15 protein-coding genes and 5 pseudogenes are annotated in these 18553 nt (G+C 33.9%); 11 read left to right on the top strand and 9 right to left on the bottom strand.

The window, feature by feature from the left end; translation table 11 throughout:
* Positions 1-236: 236 nt before the first annotated feature.
* Positions 237-1196 (bottom strand): IS5 family transposase, encoded by a 960-nt coding sequence (locus tag OPR58_RS06475; protein WP_265022212.1) that lies wholly within the window; start codon positions 1194-1196, stop codon positions 237-239.
* A 1104-nt stretch (positions 1197-2300) separates the two neighbouring features.
* Positions 2301-3377 (bottom strand): DNA-processing protein DprA, encoded by a 1077-nt coding sequence (gene dprA / locus OPR58_RS06470; protein ID WP_010405215.1) that lies wholly within the window; start codon positions 3375-3377, stop codon positions 2301-2303.
* A 60-nt stretch (positions 3378-3437) separates the two neighbouring features.
* Between dprA and OPR58_RS06465 the strand changes: the two genes are divergently transcribed.
* Positions 3438-3812, top strand: coding sequence for a ferredoxin family protein (locus tag OPR58_RS06465; RefSeq protein WP_010405211.1), 375 nt, complete (start codon positions 3438-3440; stop codon positions 3810-3812).
* A 458-nt stretch (positions 3813-4270) separates the two neighbouring features.
* On the opposite strand, the gene OPR58_RS06460 is transcribed toward OPR58_RS06465, so the two are convergent.
* Positions 4271-4594, bottom strand: coding sequence for a hypothetical protein (locus tag OPR58_RS06460; RefSeq protein WP_265022276.1), 324 nt, complete (start codon positions 4592-4594; stop codon positions 4271-4273).
* Between the two features lie 418 nt (positions 4595-5012).
* On the opposite strand from OPR58_RS06460, the gene OPR58_RS06455 reads away from it, so the two are divergent.
* The 9 genes and pseudogenes from OPR58_RS06455 to OPR58_RS06415 form a co-directional block, all read left to right on the top strand.
* Positions 5013-5966: a D-alanine--D-alanine ligase gene (locus tag OPR58_RS06455; protein WP_039833309.1), complete on the top strand. Its 954-nt coding sequence runs from the start codon at positions 5013-5015 to the stop codon at positions 5964-5966.
* Entirely contained in the window at positions 5947-6705 is a 759-nt protein-coding gene (locus OPR58_RS06450; protein ID WP_010401947.1) for a cell division protein FtsQ/DivIB, read from the top strand. Before OPR58_RS06455 ends, OPR58_RS06450 begins: the two co-directional genes overlap by 20 nt.
* 226 nt (positions 6706-6931) lie before the next feature.
* Positions 6932-7245, top strand: a pseudogene (locus tag OPR58_RS06445) (transposase); the annotation flags it as partial.
* Between the two features lie 61 nt (positions 7246-7306).
* Positions 7307-7810 (top strand): annotated as a pseudogene (locus OPR58_RS06440) (IS630 transposase-related protein); the annotation flags it as partial.
* A 137-nt stretch (positions 7811-7947) separates the two neighbouring features.
* A complete protein-coding gene (locus OPR58_RS06435) occupies positions 7948-8136 on the top strand; it encodes a hypothetical protein (RefSeq protein ID WP_038249248.1) in 189 nt (62 codons plus the stop codon).
* A complete protein-coding gene (locus OPR58_RS06430) occupies positions 8130-8507 on the top strand; it encodes a recombinase family protein (RefSeq protein ID WP_265022275.1) in 378 nt (125 codons plus the stop codon). Before OPR58_RS06435 ends, OPR58_RS06430 begins: the two co-directional genes overlap by 7 nt.
* Before the next feature lie 78 nt (positions 8508-8585).
* Positions 8586-9545 (top strand): IS5 family transposase, encoded by a 960-nt coding sequence (locus tag OPR58_RS06425; protein ID WP_265022212.1) that lies wholly within the window; start codon positions 8586-8588, stop codon positions 9543-9545.
* Positions 9546-9561: 16 nt separating this feature from the next.
* Positions 9562-10935, top strand: coding sequence for a recombinase family protein (locus OPR58_RS06420; protein WP_320109907.1), 1374 nt, complete (start codon positions 9562-9564; stop codon positions 10933-10935).
* Positions 10880-11210 (top strand): annotated as a pseudogene (locus OPR58_RS06415) (transposase); the annotation flags it as partial. The gene OPR58_RS06420 and the pseudogene OPR58_RS06415, both read left to right, overlap by 56 nt.
* A 50-nt stretch (positions 11211-11260) precedes the next feature.
* Here OPR58_RS06415 and OPR58_RS06410 read toward each other — a convergent pair.
* Together OPR58_RS06410 and OPR58_RS06405 are read right to left on the bottom strand one after the other, a co-directional pair.
* A complete protein-coding gene (locus OPR58_RS06410) occupies positions 11261-12295 on the bottom strand; it encodes an efflux RND transporter periplasmic adaptor subunit (protein WP_264375907.1) in 1035 nt (344 codons plus the stop codon).
* A 257-nt stretch (positions 12296-12552) separates the two neighbouring features.
* Complete coding sequence (locus OPR58_RS06405) at positions 12553-13119, bottom strand: hypothetical protein (protein WP_265022274.1); 567 nt, start codon at positions 13117-13119, stop codon at positions 12553-12555.
* A 157-nt stretch (positions 13120-13276) separates the two neighbouring features.
* Between OPR58_RS06405 and tnpC (OPR58_RS06400) the strand changes: the two genes are divergently transcribed.
* Positions 13277-14620, top strand: coding sequence for an IS66 family transposase (gene tnpC, locus OPR58_RS06400; RefSeq protein WP_265022273.1), 1344 nt, complete (start codon positions 13277-13279; stop codon positions 14618-14620).
* Positions 14621-14647: 27 nt separating this feature from the next.
* Here tnpC (OPR58_RS06400) and OPR58_RS06395 read toward each other — a convergent pair.
* The 4 genes and pseudogenes from OPR58_RS06395 to OPR58_RS06380 all read right to left on the bottom strand — a co-directional run.
* Positions 14648-14929 (bottom strand): annotated as a pseudogene (locus OPR58_RS06395) (hypothetical protein); the annotation flags it as partial.
* 220 nt (positions 14930-15149) lie between these two features.
* Positions 15150-16094: an IS110 family RNA-guided transposase gene (locus tag OPR58_RS06390; RefSeq protein WP_265022222.1), complete on the bottom strand. Its 945-nt coding sequence runs from the start codon at positions 16092-16094 to the stop codon at positions 15150-15152.
* Positions 16095-16194: 100 nt separating this feature from the next.
* Complete coding sequence (gene tnpC / locus OPR58_RS06385) at positions 16195-17538, bottom strand: IS66 family transposase (protein ID WP_265022247.1); 1344 nt, start codon at positions 17536-17538, stop codon at positions 16195-16197.
* Positions 17539-17859: 321 nt separating this feature from the next.
* Positions 17860-18408 (bottom strand): annotated as a pseudogene (locus tag OPR58_RS06380) (hypothetical protein); the annotation flags it as partial.
* Positions 18409-18553 lie beyond the last annotated feature (145 nt).

Genomic DNA, 18553 nt, shown 5'->3' with positions numbered 1-18553 from the left:
TTCTCACAATCCGTGAACGGTTACAAAATCTCCCTGTTGCAGTAGCCATCAATTATCCATGATGCTTTAACTTTTCCTTCATTCAGTGCTCCAATTATGCTTACCCTCTTTCTTTTAAACCCTGGGCAAATAACCTCTTGCCTCTTTGAGACCACCCATATTCATAAAATTCATTGTCCTCTATTCCAGAATGGCTTTGTTGCATAGCACTGATAGGCATGTAAATCACAATGAACTTACGCAGCTAATTTAAATTTAGCCATACCAATATCAGTAAATTTGTTCAGTAAGTAGCACTTAATTAACAGCTCTTTTTCACGATTTACCTCTGATTTATTTTTCAAGCCAAACCCAAATATTTGCTTCAACCTATAGAAAAAGACTTCAATATAAGACCGTGCTCCATACTTAACTTTTTTCTTCCATTCATTAATACCATCTTCATAATTCTCATATGACCTAATTCTACTAATATACTTGTTTCTTTCTGATAAGTAGTCAGCTAAACAAATTTTAGTATCCTTCCTAGGGCGAATAATAGGCACAATATTGTATTTTCTGCATTCTTTATACACACTTTTTATATCATAAGCCGCATCTGCTCGAATAGAACAAATGTTATATTTATCACTGACTTCTTCTAACATATCGCAGACCGGCAAATAGTCTACAGCAACACCACTAGTGTAGTTCATGCTTATTGCTTTCTTATCATTTATGTTTAAAATAACATGTAATTTTCTTACTTGACCATAACCACTGTATTTTCTTTTTCGAATATTAAGCTTACTATGCCCACCGTTATTATTGTAGATACTAACTCTAGTGCTATCTACGGCAATTTCAACATTTTCCAGATCATCTTTATTGCTTCTATGGTCATCAATCTTCAAATTAAGCTTTTTAAATCTTCTGGAAGCTTGTGTATAGCTGATAATCTTAAGTTTTTTGCCTATTTGTACCATATAACCTTTTACAAAACCTACAGCTTGTCTCAAGCCAATTCTAAAAAGATGAACTATTATGTGTATTAAAATTACAACTTTATCACTATAAGTGTTATTGCCACCTGCAACTTTTGGACTATTTTCATACCAATTTTCTATGGCTTGATTAACAAAATGAAAAACATTTCCTCTTTTTTTTAGAAACTCATTATATTCTCTTTGGTTACTTACTCTCATTTTTTGTGGCATAAGTTATACTTGTTTGAAAAATGCCTATTTTACAACAAAATGCGTTAGTAACCATAAGCTTTTCTCCTTACAATAACCTCAACCAACACTAGCTATGCAACAAAGCCTTCCAGACTCATCTATGTATATCAAGTTTCCTTTATTTATTTCTTCTACTTTTTTTATGAACTCTTTGCGTTTCTCTTTATCTCTTTCTCGATAAAGAAAAGTTTTTTTTATATGTATAGTTTACTTTGCTAAGGTAGTTATATACTGTGCTTCTACACATATTACCAAATTCTTCAATTATCTTTTCAATTCTAATATCCTGATTTCCATCCAGAAATTTGATAAATCTATCCATATCTTTAATCTTATGGCCATATCCTTTGTGATAGCCTGAAGATGGTTTCTGTTTCTTTTTTCCTTTTCCTCCACAAATATATTGGTTTTATGCTCACTTTGAATATTTGACTGATTTTTTTATCGTCATTGTTTTTTTATCGACTCCTTTGAGAACACGTTCTTTCAGATCCTCACTATATGGACTTGGCATCTTCTTCTTTCTCATTACTTATTATACCATTCTAACCAATTTTGCCATATAGCTAAACCTTTCTTGGGTTAGCTATAGATGATAAAATATTTGATTCTAGTTCTTTATAGTCTACTAATCCGGTAGTTCTATTTGCTTGACTCATTTCAAACCTCCATTTTTTATATCAATTTATTACTTTTCTTTTCGGCTTGACACACTTTTTTGAACGTTCCCCACTTTTTCTATCACCTTTCCAAATTCTTCTACAGTTAAGCCTGTTATATTACGAAAATTTCTTGGGTGTTTCTTTATATTGTAGTAACTAAAGCTCATTTTTTTACCTTACTCTATCTGCTTATTCCTCTTCCATCATTTTATCATTACCTTTTGCAGCAGGTCTATTGATGCATGAGTCTGGAATCTAGGAATTCTGATTATATATTAAGTTAGCAAGTATAAAAGTTATGTAAAAATACAACGTTTTTAGTGAGATTACGGAAAGCCAGCGTCACACGCTGGAATGACATCTTTCTTGGTGGACTCAAATCATAATGTTTGTACGGTTGTGGATTTATAACTAAAGCAATCTAGAAAATTAATGATATTTTATTCCCCGGCAAACGCTCTATTTTATTTTCCGTCTCTAGTTCCAAAAGAGCCATTAGAGCTATGTTGGTAGAAAGTCCGCTTGCTAATATAAGTTCATCTATATCAACAGGTACAGAGTTAATATGATCAACTATAACAGATTTTGCCTGTTGTAATTTTTCTTGTTTTTGGTCAGCAACGGTATCAAATAGATTTTTTTGCTGAAGAGGTAAACTAAATCTCACGCTCTCTACTATATCATCAGCGGATTCAACAAGTTTAGCGCCGTTCTTAATTAAATAATTACTACCACTACAGCGTGAATCTAAAGGGAAACCAGAAACTGCAAACACCTCTCTTCCTTGATTCAAAGCAAAATCTGCTGTGATGAGAGAACCAGACTTTTTTGATGCTTCAATTACCACAACACCGAGTGAAAGGCCAGATATAATTCGGTTTCTTTGGGGAAAATACTGAGGCTTTGGTTTAGTAGCAAATGGAAGCTCGGTAATTACTAACCCGCCATTTTCAGTGATTCTTTTGTATAGATCAAAATTTTCTCTTGGGTATACTACGTCAATTCCGCTTGCTGTGACAGCAATGGTTGGGTGATTTTTGTATATTACACTGTTTGCTGCAGTATCGATCCCTCTTGCAAGTCCAGAAATTACGATGAAACCAACTTCGCTTAAATCAAGTGCCAACTTATTGGCAAAATTTCTTCCATTGATTGAAGAATTACGTCCACCGATTATTGCAATTATCTCACGGCTTAACAATGATATATCACCAAGTGTAGTTATTACAGGAGGACAACTCGGTATATTCCTTAAAATGTCAGGGTAATCTGGATCACATGCTGGTATTATTTTGGCTCCAATTTTTTCTGCATTCTTAATTTCTTCTTGTACATTTTTAATTCCATAATCCTTGTTAGCCAATTCATTAAGATACTTAAGCACTTCATCTAGTGAGCCACATGCTCTTAGTATACTAAAAAACTTTACTGGTCCCACAGTTCTAGCCAAGCTTAGCCATATTTCTAATTCTTCGTTATTTAATTTATTTATCTTCATAAAAGGCTTGAATTTCTTATCAGTTTAGTGTACCCAAGATAATGCAAATATACAGATTTTATGACGCATTTTGTTACAGATAAATGCATAAAATGTAAATATACGGACTGTGTAGAAGTATGTCCCGTTGACTGCTTTTATGAAGGTAAAAATATGCTCGTGATTAACCCAGATGAGTGTATTGATTGTGGAGTGTGTATACCTGAATGTCCAGTAGATGCAATTGTAACTGATGATTCCATAAAAGATATTCTAGAGCTAGATGAAGGCTTACTGAACAATGAACAAAAAATCTTTAAATCATTTTACAACATAAATGTAGAATATTCGCAAAAGTGGCCAAATGTCACAGCTAAAAAGCAACCCCTAGATACAGCAGAAGAGTATAAAGAAAAAAAGGATAAAACAGCTTATTTTGACGAAAATTTAGGGTAATAGAGTACGAAAGTGGACTCACACTTTTTTGATTAAATAGACATTGAATTGTAAGCATCTATTTCATCTGCCATAGACGATAATTGTGCACTCTCAAACGGAGATTGTTTGCAATGTCTATTAATTTCTCACTAATTTGTGAACGAAGTTCAGGCACTGAAAAGAAAGCATCACATCTAGCCTTGCACAGAGGTTTGTCTGTTTCATTGAACGCCTCTTCACAGTTTTTATGGCAAATATGAGATAGGTTGCGTGCCTGAAACGTTAATGAATTCGAGTTTTGTGTAGACATAACCATAATATACTCCTAAATTAAAAAACCAACTCCACGGTAGCATTTATGTGTTAATAAAATTCTAATATTTATATTAGCATAATTACTTTTCAGATACGTTTATTACTTTATTGAAAAGTTCAGAATAAATAGAGAGTACAAAAGAAGCCTCACATCTTTTTGGTTAAATAGACATTGAATCGTAAATGTGCGTTTCATCAGAAAATATATCAGCAGATGATATATTACTATCAATATTGTCTGGTTTAAGTTCATTGTTCAGATTCTCGAAATCTTTTTGAATTGTTTCAATTGTCTTCTTTAAATTACCATACTCTCCCCATAACTTGGTATTGGTTAAATGAATATTATTGCTTAGATTCTTGAAATCTTCTTTAATTGTTTCAATTGTCTCCTTTGAGTTATAATGCGCTCTCCATAACGGTACAGTGATTGATTTAATACAAACTTCACTTAATGAACATTTATTATTATCTTTTTCTGACATAATATTCTCCTTAATTAATATTATATTTAATATGGAATCAAAAGTAAATAAAGCAATACAGGAACGTCTTACAGTTGATTCAGTGAATCTTGCACCATAGCTTTAAAGGGTTTAGAAGACTAAGAGTTGGCGATATGTATTATACAGACACCAAAAACATGAAGTAACTATCGTTACAATAGGATATAGGGACACCATTTACGTTTGAAGGAAATATGTTTTGCAATAACCCTATTCTATAATGCAAAACCAAATGTATTACTTGCAATCTGGTGTCTAATCACAAAGGAACCAGTTTACATAAAACTACTTGCCACCTGCAAATTGCAATATCTGTACAGCTGTGGAATTTTTCAAAGCGTTTTTTCTATTGAAGATAAAAGTATCTTTTATATATGATATATAGCAAAATATTAGGGTGCTTATGGTTCCAACTATAGCAATTTTAAGTGGTGGATTTTCTTGCGAAAGAGAAATATCGCTTATGAGCGGAAAAGCAGTAAAGAAGGCGCTTGATAGCCTTTCATATAATGCAATAGAAATAGATGTTGATAGCAATATTGCTCAAAAGCTTAAAAAAACTAATCCCGCTCTTGCTTTTATTGCTCTACATGGACCTTATGGTGAAGATGGCTGTATTCAAGGTTTACTGGAGATTTTAGGTATAAAATATACACACTCAGAAGTTATGGCTTCGGCTGTTGCTATGAATAAAGTGATGTCAAAGCATATATTCCATTCTCTTAATATCGACACTCCAAGAGGTTATGTAATTAGTCGAGAAGATGTGCTAAAAAATAATATTAAAGTTGATTATCCGTACGTCTTAAAACCGATTAACGAAGGCTCAAGCATTGGAGTACACATGATTTTCTCACATGAGGATTACTTAGAGCTGAAAAATAACAGTTCTACTATAATGGAAAAGATGATCATAGAAGAATACATACCGGGTATAGAGTTACATACTGCTGTGTTGCTGAATGAAGCAATTGGCACTATGGAAATACGACCAAAAAATAAATTCTATGATTATGAAGCAAAGTATACAGATGGATTTGCAGAACATATATTTCCTGCTAAAATTCCTGACAACATATATAGAATGACCTTGGAACACGCACTAAAAGTTCATCAATTTTTAGGATGCAAAACTGTTTCCCGCTCAGACTTCCGTTATAATCCCCAAAATAACACTTTAAAAATGCTTGAGATTAATACACATCCTGGCTTTACTGAATTATCGTTAGTACCAGAAATTGCAAAATTGACAAAAGGAATTGATTTTAATGAATTAATTAAAATTATTGTCAAAGACAGTTTACACCACAAGAATATTAGAGATCAAGCCGATGTTGAACAATGTTACTAGAAGCCAAAGGAGTTTTTTGCGCAAGTGTGCTTTCATGATTATAACTGCACTTTTCCTTACACTAGTACTTTATAGTTCACTTGATAAAATAACAAATCGATTCAATTACTACTTTACTTGGTGTAACGATCGCTTATCGAGCTTATTAATTAGCAATGGATTTTCAATCGACAAAGTAACCGTTACTGGAAACAAATTTACAAATGAACAGGATATTCTAAGTTTAGTAGATAGAACACAACCTATCATGTATGTATCACTCTCAAAACTAACAGATAATATACAATCTGTAAGCGAATGGATAAAACATGTAAGAATTTATAGGATTTTACCCAACACCTTACGCATTGATGTAAATGAACACAAACCTTTTGCTCTTTGGAAAGATGATAACAGAACTTCAGTAATTGACTCTGAAGGTAAAGTAATCGTAGATGATTACCAGATAGATAACCTCGTTATAATCAAAGGACAAAATTCGTTATCAAGCCTAAAATTCATTAAAGATATACTAGAGAGGAAAACTCAATTAAGTGATCATATTTCTTCTTGTGTTTATGTAGGCAATAGAAGATGGAATATCATACTCGATAACAGTGCCACAGTAAAATTGCCTGAAGATAATCCTTATAGCGCATGGGATTATTTAAGCCACTTGCAAAATACAACCGACTTTACTTTTAGCAATTGGAGCATAATTGATATGCGTGTTGCTGATAAGATCTTTGTGAAGAAGTGATCTGCTCGGTGCTCCTTTTCATTTCATGCAAGTAGCCCTTTCTCTGTCATACGAGTAGCTTAAAACTGGAATCCAGATTGCAAGTAATTGATTGGGTTGGGTGAGTATGGATTTTGCATTATAGAAGGAAGCATTAACCATTACTAAACAAAAAGGGGAGTGTTAAATAAACTGTGTCAAACCGAGAAGTAAAGTAATAAATTGATAAAAAAATGGAGGTTTGACAATGAGTCAAGCAAACACAACTACCGGTTTGGTAGACTATAAAGAATTAGAAACAAATATCTTCTCATCTATACGAGAAGGAAGACCATTGACAGGAAGAGATGGAGCATTAACACCATTTATAAAAAAACTGCTAGAGGGAAGGCGAGATAGAAAACCATTTGTCGGCTGAAAGCGAAGAAAACAACCGAAGAAATTCAAAGACTTTACGGACAAGTATTTGAACTATTGACACCAAGAGATAGAGAAGGAAGTTTCGAGCCACAAGTAGTCAGAAAAAGGCAAACAACCGAACTTGAAGCAAAGGTTTTAAGTATAGCCCTTCTCATAATAGTCCAAAAAGAGTAAGATGGATTGATAGTAGTGGAAGGTAAGGATGCCAATAGCATATAGTTATGACTTAAGAAAAAAGGTGGAAGCATTGGATGAAGGAGAGAGTGGAGAAACTGTTGCCAAGAGATTTAAGATCGGAAAAACAACTTTATATGAGTGGAAGAAAAGACGTGAGAAAATGGGAGATTTTCAGTCAAAAAAGCCTGGAAGCGTGGCATAAAATTACCGACTGGAATGCATTTGCCGAATTTGCAAATGAGCAAGGTGGCAAAACTCAGTCAGAGATGCTGGGGCAATATTAGTAGACAAACAATTCATCGAGCACTTAAAAATATAGGATTCACAAGAAAAAAAAGACCTACGGATATAAAGAAAGAAATGAAGAAAAGCGAGCTCAATTTTCAAAGGTTATAGCAACAAAAGAACCTAAAGAATTAGTGTATATAGATGAGTCTGGCATTGATAACACTGAACCTATGGGTATTGCCAGAAAGGACAGCGGTTTTATGCCCTAAAATCTGGGAAGAAAACTCAACGAATTAGCATGGGGACTCCGCCAACAATATTGCAATAAACCTGAAACTTGAGAAGACTATTTCTCGAAAGCTTCTACAAAAAGAACGGAGAGTTGAATTTATTTATAGAGCTAATGATCAAATAACCATATGTCTCGATGGATAATATATGGTAGAGCTCATGGGCAACAAGAAATTAATAGTGCGGATTAGTTGTAGTTATGAAGTAAATCGATTAGCAGAGTTGTATCTATTAGATGCATATGAAAAATTAGTGTTAAGTAAACCAATAAAAGCGAGCAAAAAGGAAGAAAACTCTGAATATAAGAAAGTAGATTTGAGGACGGTAAAATGGTAACAGTTAGTTTATATGCAAGAGTTTCTTCAGGGAGGCAAGCACAAGAAGATACAATAGCAAGCCAAATTGCTGCTATAGAGAATCAAATTAGTATGGATGGACATAAATTATTAAATGAATATAAATTTATTGATAATGGTTATAGTGGTTCTAACATAATCCGTCCTGGTTTGGAAAAATTACGTGATAAAATAGCAGAAGGTAACATTGATAAGGTTTATATTCATTCTCCTGATCGTTTATCTCGTAAGTATGCATATCAGATGATATTACTTGAAGAGTTTAAGAAATTAGGAGTGGAAGTCATTTTTTTAAATTATCAAATTAGCGATAATCCAGAATGGCTTTGTTGCATAGCTAGTGTTGGTTGAGGTTATTGTAAGGAGAAAAGCTTATGGTTACTAACGCATTTTGTTGTAAAATAGGCATTTTTCAAACAAGTATAACTTATGCCACAAAAAATGAGAGTAAGTAACCAAAGAGAATATAATGAGTTTCTAAAAAAAAGAGGAAATGTTTTTCATTTTGTTAATCAAGCCATAGAAAATTGGTATGAAAATAGTCCAAAAGTTGCAGGTGGCAATAACACTTATAGTGATAAAGTTGTAATTTTAATACACATAATAGTTCATCTTTTTAGAATTGGCTTGAGACAAGCTGTAGGTTTTGTAAAAGGTTATATGGTACAAATAGGCAAAAAACTTAAGATTATCAGCTATACACAAGCTTCCAGAAGATTTAAAAAGCTTAATTTGAAGATTGATGACCATAGAAGCAATAAAGATGATCTGGAAAATGTTGAAATTGCCGTAGATAGCACTAGAGTTAGTATCTACAATAATAACGGTGGGCATAGTAAGCTTAATATTCGAAAAAGAAAATACAGTGGTTATGGTCAAGTAAGAAAATTACATGTTATTTTAAACATAAATGATAAGAAAGCAATAAGCATGAACTACACTAGTGGTGTTGCTGTAGACTATTTGCCGGTCTGCGATATGTTAGAAGAAGTCAGTGATAAATATAACATTTGTTCTATTCGAGCAGATGCGGCTTATGATATAAAAAGTGTGTATAAAGAATGCAGAAAATACAATATTGTGCCTATTATTCGCCCTAGGAAGGATACTAAAATTTGTTTAGCTGACTACTTATCAGAAAGAAACAAGTATATTAGTAGAATTAGGTCATATGAGAATTATGAAGATGGTATTAATGAATGGAAGAAAAAAGTTAAGTATGGAGCACGGTCTTATATTGAAGTCTTTTTCTATAGGTTGAAGCAAATATTTGGGTTTGGCTTGAAAAATAAATCAGAGGTAAATCGTGAAAAAGAGCTGTTAATTAAGTGCTACTTACTGAACAAATTTACTGATATTGGTATGGCTAAATTTAAATTAGCTGCGTAAGTTCATTGTGATTTACATGCCTATCAGTGCTATGCAACAAAGCCATCCAGAATCTCAATTACTATTACAAATGCAAGGTATGATAGCAGAATACGAACGTGCAAAAATCATGGAACGAAGTCGTCGAGGAAAGATTTATGCAGCAAATAAGGGTTGTATAAGTGTAATGAGTGCTGCTCCTTATGGCTATCGTTATATAAACAAAAATACAGAAACAGGACAGGCCTTATTTGAGATTTATGAAGAAGAAGCTGAAGTTGTTCGTAAAGTATTCTCTTGGGTAGGAAGAGAAAGAGCCAGTATAGGAGAAGTATGTCGTAGGCTAAGTGCTATGTCCATTATGACGAGAACTGGAAAAGAGTATTGGGATAGGGCTGTAGTTTTGAGTATGTTAAAAAACTCTGCTTATAAAGGACAAGCAGCTTTTGGTAAAACAAGGTTTGGCGTAAAACTAAAACATATAAGACCGAAAAAAAACTCCTGCGAGCATCCAAAAGATAATTATTCTACTTATCCTGTTCCAAAAGAGGATTGGATTTATATTAAAGTACCTAGTATAGTAAGCGAAGATTTATTTGAAATCGTTCAAGAACAATTAGCTGAGAATAGAAAAATAGCAAGAACAAGACAAAGAGGAGCAAGACATTTATTGCAAGGTTTAGTAGTATGTAAGCTTTGCAATTATGCATATTATGGTACTAGCACTGCAAGGAATAAGGAGGGGAAAAAAACTAATAATCAGGTATATTATCGTTGTGTTGGCACGGATTCATACCGTTTTGGCGGTAATAAAATGTGTAACAACAAATTAATTCGTACAGATACATTAGACATGGCTGTGTGGGAAGAGGTGAAACATCTATTAAAAAATCCGAATAGAATATTAGAGGAGTATAAACGTAGACTTTCAGAACTTAAAAAATCACCACTAGATCAAAAAAGCGCTTTGCTTGAAACACAAGAAGATAAATTAAAACGAGGTATTGCAAGGTTAATTGATAGTTATGCTCAAGAATATATTGATCAAGAAGAATTTGAGCCAAGAATTAAAGCAATGAAACAAAACTTAAAAATGGTTGAAGAACAAAAGAAAAAGATATTTGATCAGAAAAAACTCACACAAGAGTTAACTCTAGTAGTAACAAATTTAGAGGGGTTTTCCTCTAGTATTAACTCAAGTCTTAATAATGCAGACTGGCTAACTAAACGTGATATTATTAGAACGTTAGTTAAGCGAATTGAGATTAATTTTGAGGATGTAAACATCGTGTTTAGAGTAAAAGAGCTTCCAGACTCTTTTCATATGGAAAAAAATCAATGCTTGCAATGTTGTTGTAGGGGTAGTTGCAGCCTTAAGTGGAAGAAAAATAATTGCTCCGTTAACCTTTGAAGGCCACTGCAATATGGATATCTTTAATAAATGGTTTGAGCAGTTTCTGACACCGATTTTGGAACCTGGACAAACTGTTATCCTTGATAATGCTACTTTTCATAAGTCTAATAAGATTTGCTAAAGGAGTTGGTGCAGAAATTTTATATCTTCCTCCATATTCTCCAGATTTTAACAAAATTGAACATTATTGGTTTGCTATAAAAAACAGAACCAGGAAAAACATTCCTTTATTCAAATCTTTTCGTCATGCTGTCGATTCTTCTTTCTTATGACCTTTTTGGACTATTATGGGAAGGGCTATAACTGACACTGAAGTTATGTCTTAAACCTTATCACCAGGCTTAACAAATAGATGGCCCAATGTTATTAACTTTATAGGCTTATCTTCGTTATTTACCACCACCCAAACACCATCGTTTTCATGATCAACAATTTCTATTGGTGTAAATACTACATAATTATTGTCATCAACAATCTTTATTCCAAGAACACCATCGTCACTTAAGCTCAAGGCTGAAGAAGGAATTTTATATGCAAATTTTTCACCTGAAGGTAGGCTTACACTAGCAGTCAGTCCTTGCAAGGATATAATTTCATTATCAGTTACCTTGACCTCCACTCTATAAGATCCAGTTTTAGGCTCAGCAATTTTACTAATAAAACTCACTTCACCTACTAATTCCCTTCCGTCTAGCAAATTAATTTGCGCTGCACTACCCAGTTTTATTTTATTTACTTCATTTTCTGAAACATACAACACTACAAGAACCTGATCAAAATTAACTATGTCAGTTATCTTATGTCCAAGATTAACAAAATCCCCTTCATTTACGTTGATCTTATCTATATAACCATCAATAGGAGATTTAATCGCAGTGTTTTCTAAATCCAATTCTAGCCTTTTTAGGTCAGCTTTTGCACTCTGCAATGCAGTAAAAGCTGATTCCACTCTTATCTGTGCTCCATAGCCTTTTTTATTCAATTTTCGAGAGGAATCATACTCAATTTCACGCTGATTTAATAAAGCTTTGGCTTTCTCAACCTGTGCAACTCTGTCATAATCTTCTATCTTTAAAATTACATCGCCTCTTTTTACTTTTTCACCATCAGACAAATAAATAGCAATAACTTGACCACTTGTTCTTGAGACAAGGCTGACCCTATGCAAGGGATTTACCGTACCAGAAAAATTTAAATATACAGTGCGATTTTGTGGAGTATAATCCTGAGTTTTTACTGAAAAACTACTAATTGGATTATCACTATGAACCGCCTGATCTTTTTTTAAAAATGTACTGTTGATAAAAAACAGTAGAATAAGAGCAATACCAGAAACGATGATTACTTTGTTTCTCATCCTTAAACAGTAAAATTTATTGACCAATCTTGTTAGAAATAACTGCATAAGTTTTCGAATCAGAAGTGTAAGTATAACACAGCTATTGTCACTCTATAAATAGTTTTATATGAGCAAGTTTTCTTACAATAAATAAGTTTTTATTGCAAAAATGCAATTTTTAATCAAATAAAAAAGTTGTGCATAAAATTTCCATCATATTATATGATGAAAATAAGAATATTGTAACAAAACTAAATATATATTTAAACAGAGCTTTAGCCCATCACTAAACCAACACCCAATTGCTCAACACTATCAATCTTAATTTGTAAAGTGCCCTTTATAAATTTATTAGCCTGGTCTGTACTCATAAAAACTGTATGTTTATTGGGCATTAATTTTTCCATATCTGCTCTATTTTTTTTATCTTGCAAATGAGGTTCGCAAATATAGCTATACTTTTTAAAATCTAGAAGTTTAGCAAAGCCATCACGATCATTCTCATGGTGAAAAGCAACATTTATACCTACTATTTCGTCCGTTTCTTGCAGCTTTCCATCTTTATCTATTACCTGTGCCTTAGCAAGCGCAACTGTAGGCTTATGGCCATAATTTGCTCCAATAACCCTTCTTATTGAATGTTCTATTGCTATTTTTTGCACTTCAGGACTTTCATCAAACTCTTTCAAAAAATTAAGGTGTAAGTTAATATATTCAGAGTATTTCAATCTGTGTTTTTTATGTATAGTTGGTTTGTAGGACAGTTCATTTGTATGTGACTTATAGTTTGCAAGAAGCAATTTTTGTTCATATTGCTCATTAAATTTCTTGTAACCGTTCACGCAATGGCGTCAACTTAAGAGCCTTCATTAGCAGACTCTCCTAAAGACATGATGGCGTTTAGGCTTATCAACTTTGTCCATTCACGGTATAAGAAAGTAGTTTACAAAAATTGCATAATTAGTATAAAAAACAATAAACTAGATAGATGAGGGGTTGATGATAGAGGTGCTACAAGAAAAGATTGTGGTATTGGAGTCAGAAGTTGGTACTCTGAAAGCAGAGAATGATAAGTTAAGGACAAAAATAATTGAGCTAGAGGATAAGCTGGGTTTAAATTCAAAAAATTCATCGCTGCCACCATCGCAAGATGTATATCGCAAAAAGACAAAAAAGAAGAGCGATAAAAAACCAGGCGGGCAGCCAGGACATGAAGCGCACAAGCGGGAATTGATGGTAGCAGATGAGGTGGTAAAATGTTCAATTGATACAATTTGCATGTGTGGAAGCCAAGTTATTTTAGAAGAAGAAACTGTGCATCAAAAGGTTGAATTGCCAAAAATTAAACCGATAGTGACTGAATATAGGCTACAAAAAGGCTACTGTAAGGCGTGTAAGAAAAGGATCTCAGCTAGTCTGCCTGAAGGTGTGACAAGGGATCTTTTAGGAGCTAATGCAAAAGCAGTAATTAGCAGTTTTAGTGGATTTTTTATCAATTCAAAAAGGGAAGTACAGCAAATTTTGAGCAGCATATTTAATCTGAATATAAGCCTAGGTTTGGTATCAAAGACCGAGGGTAGAGTATCAGAAAAATGTATATCTGAATACGAAAAAATAAGAGAAGAGCTACGGAAAAGCAAGTATTTACATATAGATGAAACAAGCCATAGGAACCAGGGAAAGAAAGGTTGGAGTTGGGTAGTAACGAATAAAACAGCAACACTTATGAAGTTAGTTGGATCTCGCGGAAAGAAGATATTAAAAGGGCTATTGCCAGAGTATGATGGAATAGTTATAAGCGATAGGTATGCTGCGTATAATTACTTTAATCGTGAAAACAGACAGATATGCTGGGCCCATTTAGCAAGGGACTTTGAAAGGTTTTTTTACAGTAAAAATGTTGAAGTGAGCAGAATTGGCGCAGCATTAAAATCGCTGAGCAACAGGGTATTTGTGGTAGATAGAGCACGTAAACAAAACCTGATAGACAATTTAAGATTTTTCCGGTTAATGAGGAAGATTCGAAAAAGGGTGAAACATTTTTTGCGAGAGATAACAAGGGTTGCAAAAGGAACTCAGGCCTTGAGAATGGCTGCCAATATACTACGTTCTGAAGATATGATGTGGAGATTCGTGCGCAATCCTGATCTGATCGAGACAACCAATAACCTTGCAGAACGTCAGGCTAGACGGTACGTCATTTATCGTAAAAATAGTTTTTTCACTTGGTCAGAACGTGGAGAAAAGTTCATTGAAAGAATGCTTTCGATATTTTTGACTGCACGTTTGAATGATCAGAATCCTGTCCAGAAACTACAGAATTTAGTCGCTATTCCTGCCTAATTGGGAATATTCCGTGAACGGTTACAATTTCTTTATCTTTTCAAAATGTCTTTCATATTGAGTCAATCCATCTTTCCCTTTTTTCTCCATCCTTTTCAAGAATTCCTCTACTGGCTCTCGTTTGGCTAGATTAATTTTGCGTGTAAGCGGAATTTGTTTTTTCAAGCTAATCCAATATGGTAAGCAAACAACTTTCGCATCTTTCGAAAATAGACCTTCTAACTTTTTCACTGCATTGTATAAGTTTGCTGATTCTGGTTTATAATGCCCGCTATTATTGTCTATATAAGTTATTTTACCATTTACCATCAACTATGTTTTTTAAAATTTTTTGAATTTAGTCTCATTTGTTGATAATTTTGTATTTTTATTCAATTGAAAAATGTATTTTGGCAACAAAAACCCTAGTTTATACAGAAAGAAATTTATATCAAACAGCAAGCACTGCTTAGATTTTATGGTTAACGAATATGTGCTTTAAATGTGTGTAGACGCACATATTCGTTAACCTATTTTCTATACAGATTTTTTATTTCATATTAATTGCTTCTTTAAGTCTTGCATTGGCAATTACTATGATTTTTCGCATTAGAGCTGTTATAGCTACCATCTTCTTTTTACCTCTACCAATAAGATCAGAATAAAAAGCACCAAGTGCAGATTTAGATCTTGCAGCAGCCATAGCAGCTGTGAAAAGCTTTGCACGAACATTGCTCCTACCACCTGTTATCCTTCGGTAACCAATAGTTTTACCGCTTTCTTTTGGATGTGGAGCAACTCCAGCAAGACTTGCAACTTCTTTTTTGTTTAGGTGGCCAAGTTCTGGCATTAGACACACAAAAACTTGTGATAACTTGAGACCTATTCCTGGCACTGTTCTCAAGATCTTTTGACGCTTTTGTAACTCTGGATTTTTATCAATAATTCTTTGTATGGCATCGTTGAACTCATTTATCTGACTGGTAAAAAAGTCTATTGTTTTTTGGCAACTTTCCTTTATATAGTCGTTTTCAGGTGCTGCAAGCCTACATTTCTCTTGAGTTCTCATTTGTGTAATGTCATCACGACGTTGACAGAGTGCAACTAAGGCGGTTTGTTCTTTTGACATAGGCACAAATAGAGATAGAGCACTATAGCGTTCAAAACCATATTGAGCAAGGGCTCTTGCATCTGATTGATCTGTCTTTGCTAAAGTTCCATGTGATATGATAAAACTTTTTACTTTACGAGTATTAGCTCGATGTACAGCAACATTCTTATCAACAAGAAAATGTGCTAAGCCAAGCTCATATTTTCCAGTGTTTTCTAAAGTTACTAGAGAATTAGGTAGGATATCTGAAAATTTTTGAAACAACTGTTGCCAACCAGTAGCATCATTGTCAAACTTGATAGCGCTCCTTTGGTTATAAGCTGCAGCAACATTTTTAAATTTTCCGATATCAATGCCAATGAAATTTTGATAAGATGTAATCATAATAAATAACCTCGATAGTTTAATTAATTTAAGATTGTAAACGGGTGCATACATATGTCCCATGCAACTATTCAAGTAACCGTTCACGGAATATTCCCAATTAGGCAGGAATAGCGACTAAATTCTGTAGTTTCTGGACAGGATTCTGATCATTCAAACGTGCAGTCAAAAATATCGAAAGCATTCTTTCAATGAACTTTTCTCCACGTTCTGACCAAGTGAAAAAACTATTTTTACGATAAATGACGTACCGTCTAGCCTGACGTTCTGCAAGGTTATTGGTTGTCTCGATCAGATCAGGATTGCGCACGAATCTCCACATCATATCTTCAGAACGTAGTATATTGGCAGCCATTCTCGAGGCCTGAGTTCCTTTTGCAACCCTTGTTATCTCTCGCAAAAAATGTTTCACCCTTTTTCGAATCTTCCTCATTAACCGGAAAAATCTTAAATTGTCTATCAGGTTTTGTTTACGTGCTCTATCTACCACAAATACCCTGTTGCTCAGCGATTTTAATGCTGCGCCAATTCTGCTCACTTCAACATTTTTACTGTAAAAAAACCTTTCAAAGTCCCTTGCTAAATGGGCCCAGCATATCTGTCTGTTTTCACGATTAAAGTAATTATACGCAGCATACCTATCGCTTATAACTATTCCATCATACTCTGGCAATAGCCCTTTTAATATCTTCTTTCCGCGAGATCCAACTAACTTCATAAGTGTTGCTGTTTTATTCGTTACTACCCAACTCCAACCTTTCTTTCCCTGGTTCCTATGGCTTGTTTCATCTATATGTAAATACTTGCTTTTCCGTAGCTCTTCTCTTATTTTTTCGTATTCAGATATACATTTTTCTGATACTCTACCCTCGGTCTTTGATACCAAACCTAGGCTTATATTCAGATTAAATATGCTGCTCAAAATTTGCTGTACTTCCCTTTTTGAATTGATAAAAAATCCACTAAAACTGCTAATTACTGCTTTTGCATTAGCTCCTAAAAGATCCCTTGTCACACCTTCAGGCAGACTAGCTGAGATCCTTTTCTTACACGCCTTACAGTAGCCTTTTTGTAGCCTATATTCAGTCACTATCGGTTTAATTTTTGGCAATTCAACCTTTTGATGCACAGTTTCTTCTTCTAAAATAACTTGGCTTCCACACATGCAAATTGTATCAATTGAACATTTTACCACCTCATCTGCTACCATCAATTCCCGCTTGTGCGCTTCATGTCCTGGCTGCCCGCCTGGTTTTTTATCGCTCTTCTTTTTTGTCTTTTTGCGATATACATCTTGCGATGGTGGCAGCGATGAATTTTTTGAATTTAAACCCAGCTTATCCTCTAGCTCAATTATTTTTGTCCTTAACTTATCATTCTCTGCTTTCAGAGTACCAACTTCTGACTCCAATACCACAATCTTTTCTTGTAGCACCTCTATCATCAACCCCTCATCTATCTAGTTTATTGTTTTTTATACTAATTATGCAATTTTTGTAAACTACTTTCTTATACCGTGAATGGACAAAGTTGATAAGCCTAAACGCCATCATGTCTTTAGGAGAGTCTGCTAATGAAGGCTCTTAAGTTGACGCCATTGCGTGAACGGTTACCTATTCAAACGTATCGAGAGATGGGGCTAGTTTACCTTGATGGCTACGGTTGTAATACCAACTTTCATTCGGTCGCACACGCCCGTGATAGCCCTATTCCTATAGTGAGTAGGGTTATCTTTCCCTCTTATCTCTTTTATATCACATTTTTAACTTACAACTTTCATTAAACCAGAACATAAAATCGGCTTACCGCCTGCAAGAGTTGAATGACGATAAGCCCATTCGCTTTTGTTAACATTAATATGTTCATGAGTTACTAATTTTCCATCAAGCGTGATAACATAAGCTACACAACCTTTTTTACCCTTACTAATTTTATCAGTTGTATCATATAATTTGCCCTCTAAGTTGTATAACTTAAGTTCCCCATCTTGCTCGCCAATAAATTTTCTTTGATCAAATTGTTCATCAGAGTTAAAATACTTAACCCTTGTATTAGTTCCAGGAATTTTTCTTCCTTCAACTCCAACTTCTGGAAACAAATTATATCGTGGAAAAAAATAAGTAAAATTATTCTCTATCCAATACAGAATCTTATTTATGATACCAAAAACTTTTCTATTACCTAAATCAATAGAGAGTTGCTGTTCCTTTGGTACTGCTAGATGATTGGACTTTGTACCAGACTTGCCAAATTCTTTGGCAGCATATTTAAACTTTTCTAGTAAATATTCCTTACGTTCTTTTGATATTGACATTTTTACCTCACTCACTATTATTTTATCCTATATTATTTTAGACAAAAAGTCAATCTTTCTTAAGATATTAAGAAAAGAAAAAGCAGCAGCAAAATAGCTAAACTGACTTAGATTTATCGACAATTTGAAAAATCATCATTCCGCT

This window comes from Wolbachia endosymbiont (group B) of Ischnura elegans (assembly GCF_947251585.1).
Classification (GTDB): domain Bacteria; phylum Pseudomonadota; class Alphaproteobacteria; order Rickettsiales; family Anaplasmataceae; genus Wolbachia.
The sequence above is the reverse complement of the archived record's forward strand: the minus strand, read 5'-3'. Positions and strand labels throughout refer to the sequence as shown.

Coding starts and splice junctions, on each gene's coding strand:
- OPR58_RS06475 (WP_265022212.1), bottom strand. CDS start 1,196: ATGCCACAAAAAATGAGAGTAAGTAACCAAAGAGAATATAATGAGTTT.
- dprA (WP_010405215.1), bottom strand. CDS start 3,377: ATGAAGATAAATAAATTAAATAACGAAGAATTAGAAATATGGCTAAGC.
- OPR58_RS06465 (WP_010405211.1), top strand. CDS start 3,438: ATGACGCATTTTGTTACAGATAAATGCATAAAATGTAAATATACGGAC.
- OPR58_RS06460 (WP_265022276.1), bottom strand. CDS start 4,594: ATGTCAGAAAAAGATAATAATAAATGTTCATTAAGTGAAGTTTGTATT.
- OPR58_RS06450 (WP_010401947.1), top strand. CDS start 5,947: ATGTTGAACAATGTTACTAGAAGCCAAAGGAGTTTTTTGCGCAAGTGT.
- OPR58_RS06435 (WP_038249248.1), top strand. CDS start 7,948: ATGGTAGAGCTCATGGGCAACAAGAAATTAATAGTGCGGATTAGTTGT.
- OPR58_RS06430 (WP_265022275.1), top strand. CDS start 8,130: ATGGTAACAGTTAGTTTATATGCAAGAGTTTCTTCAGGGAGGCAAGCA.
- OPR58_RS06425 (WP_265022212.1), top strand. CDS start 8,586: ATGCCACAAAAAATGAGAGTAAGTAACCAAAGAGAATATAATGAGTTT.
- OPR58_RS06420 (WP_320109907.1), top strand. CDS start 9,562: ATGCCTATCAGTGCTATGCAACAAAGCCATCCAGAATCTCAATTACTA.
- OPR58_RS06410 (WP_264375907.1), bottom strand. CDS start 12,295: ATGAGAAACAAAGTAATCATCGTTTCTGGTATTGCTCTTATTCTACTG.
- tnpC (WP_265022273.1), top strand. CDS start 13,277: ATGATAGAGGTGCTACAAGAAAAGATTGTGGTATTGGAGTCAGAAGTT.
- OPR58_RS06390 (WP_265022222.1), bottom strand. CDS start 16,094: ATGATTACATCTTATCAAAATTTCATTGGCATTGATATCGGAAAATTT.
- tnpC (WP_265022247.1), bottom strand. CDS start 17,538: ATGATAGAGGTGCTACAAGAAAAGATTGTGGTATTGGAGTCAGAAGTT.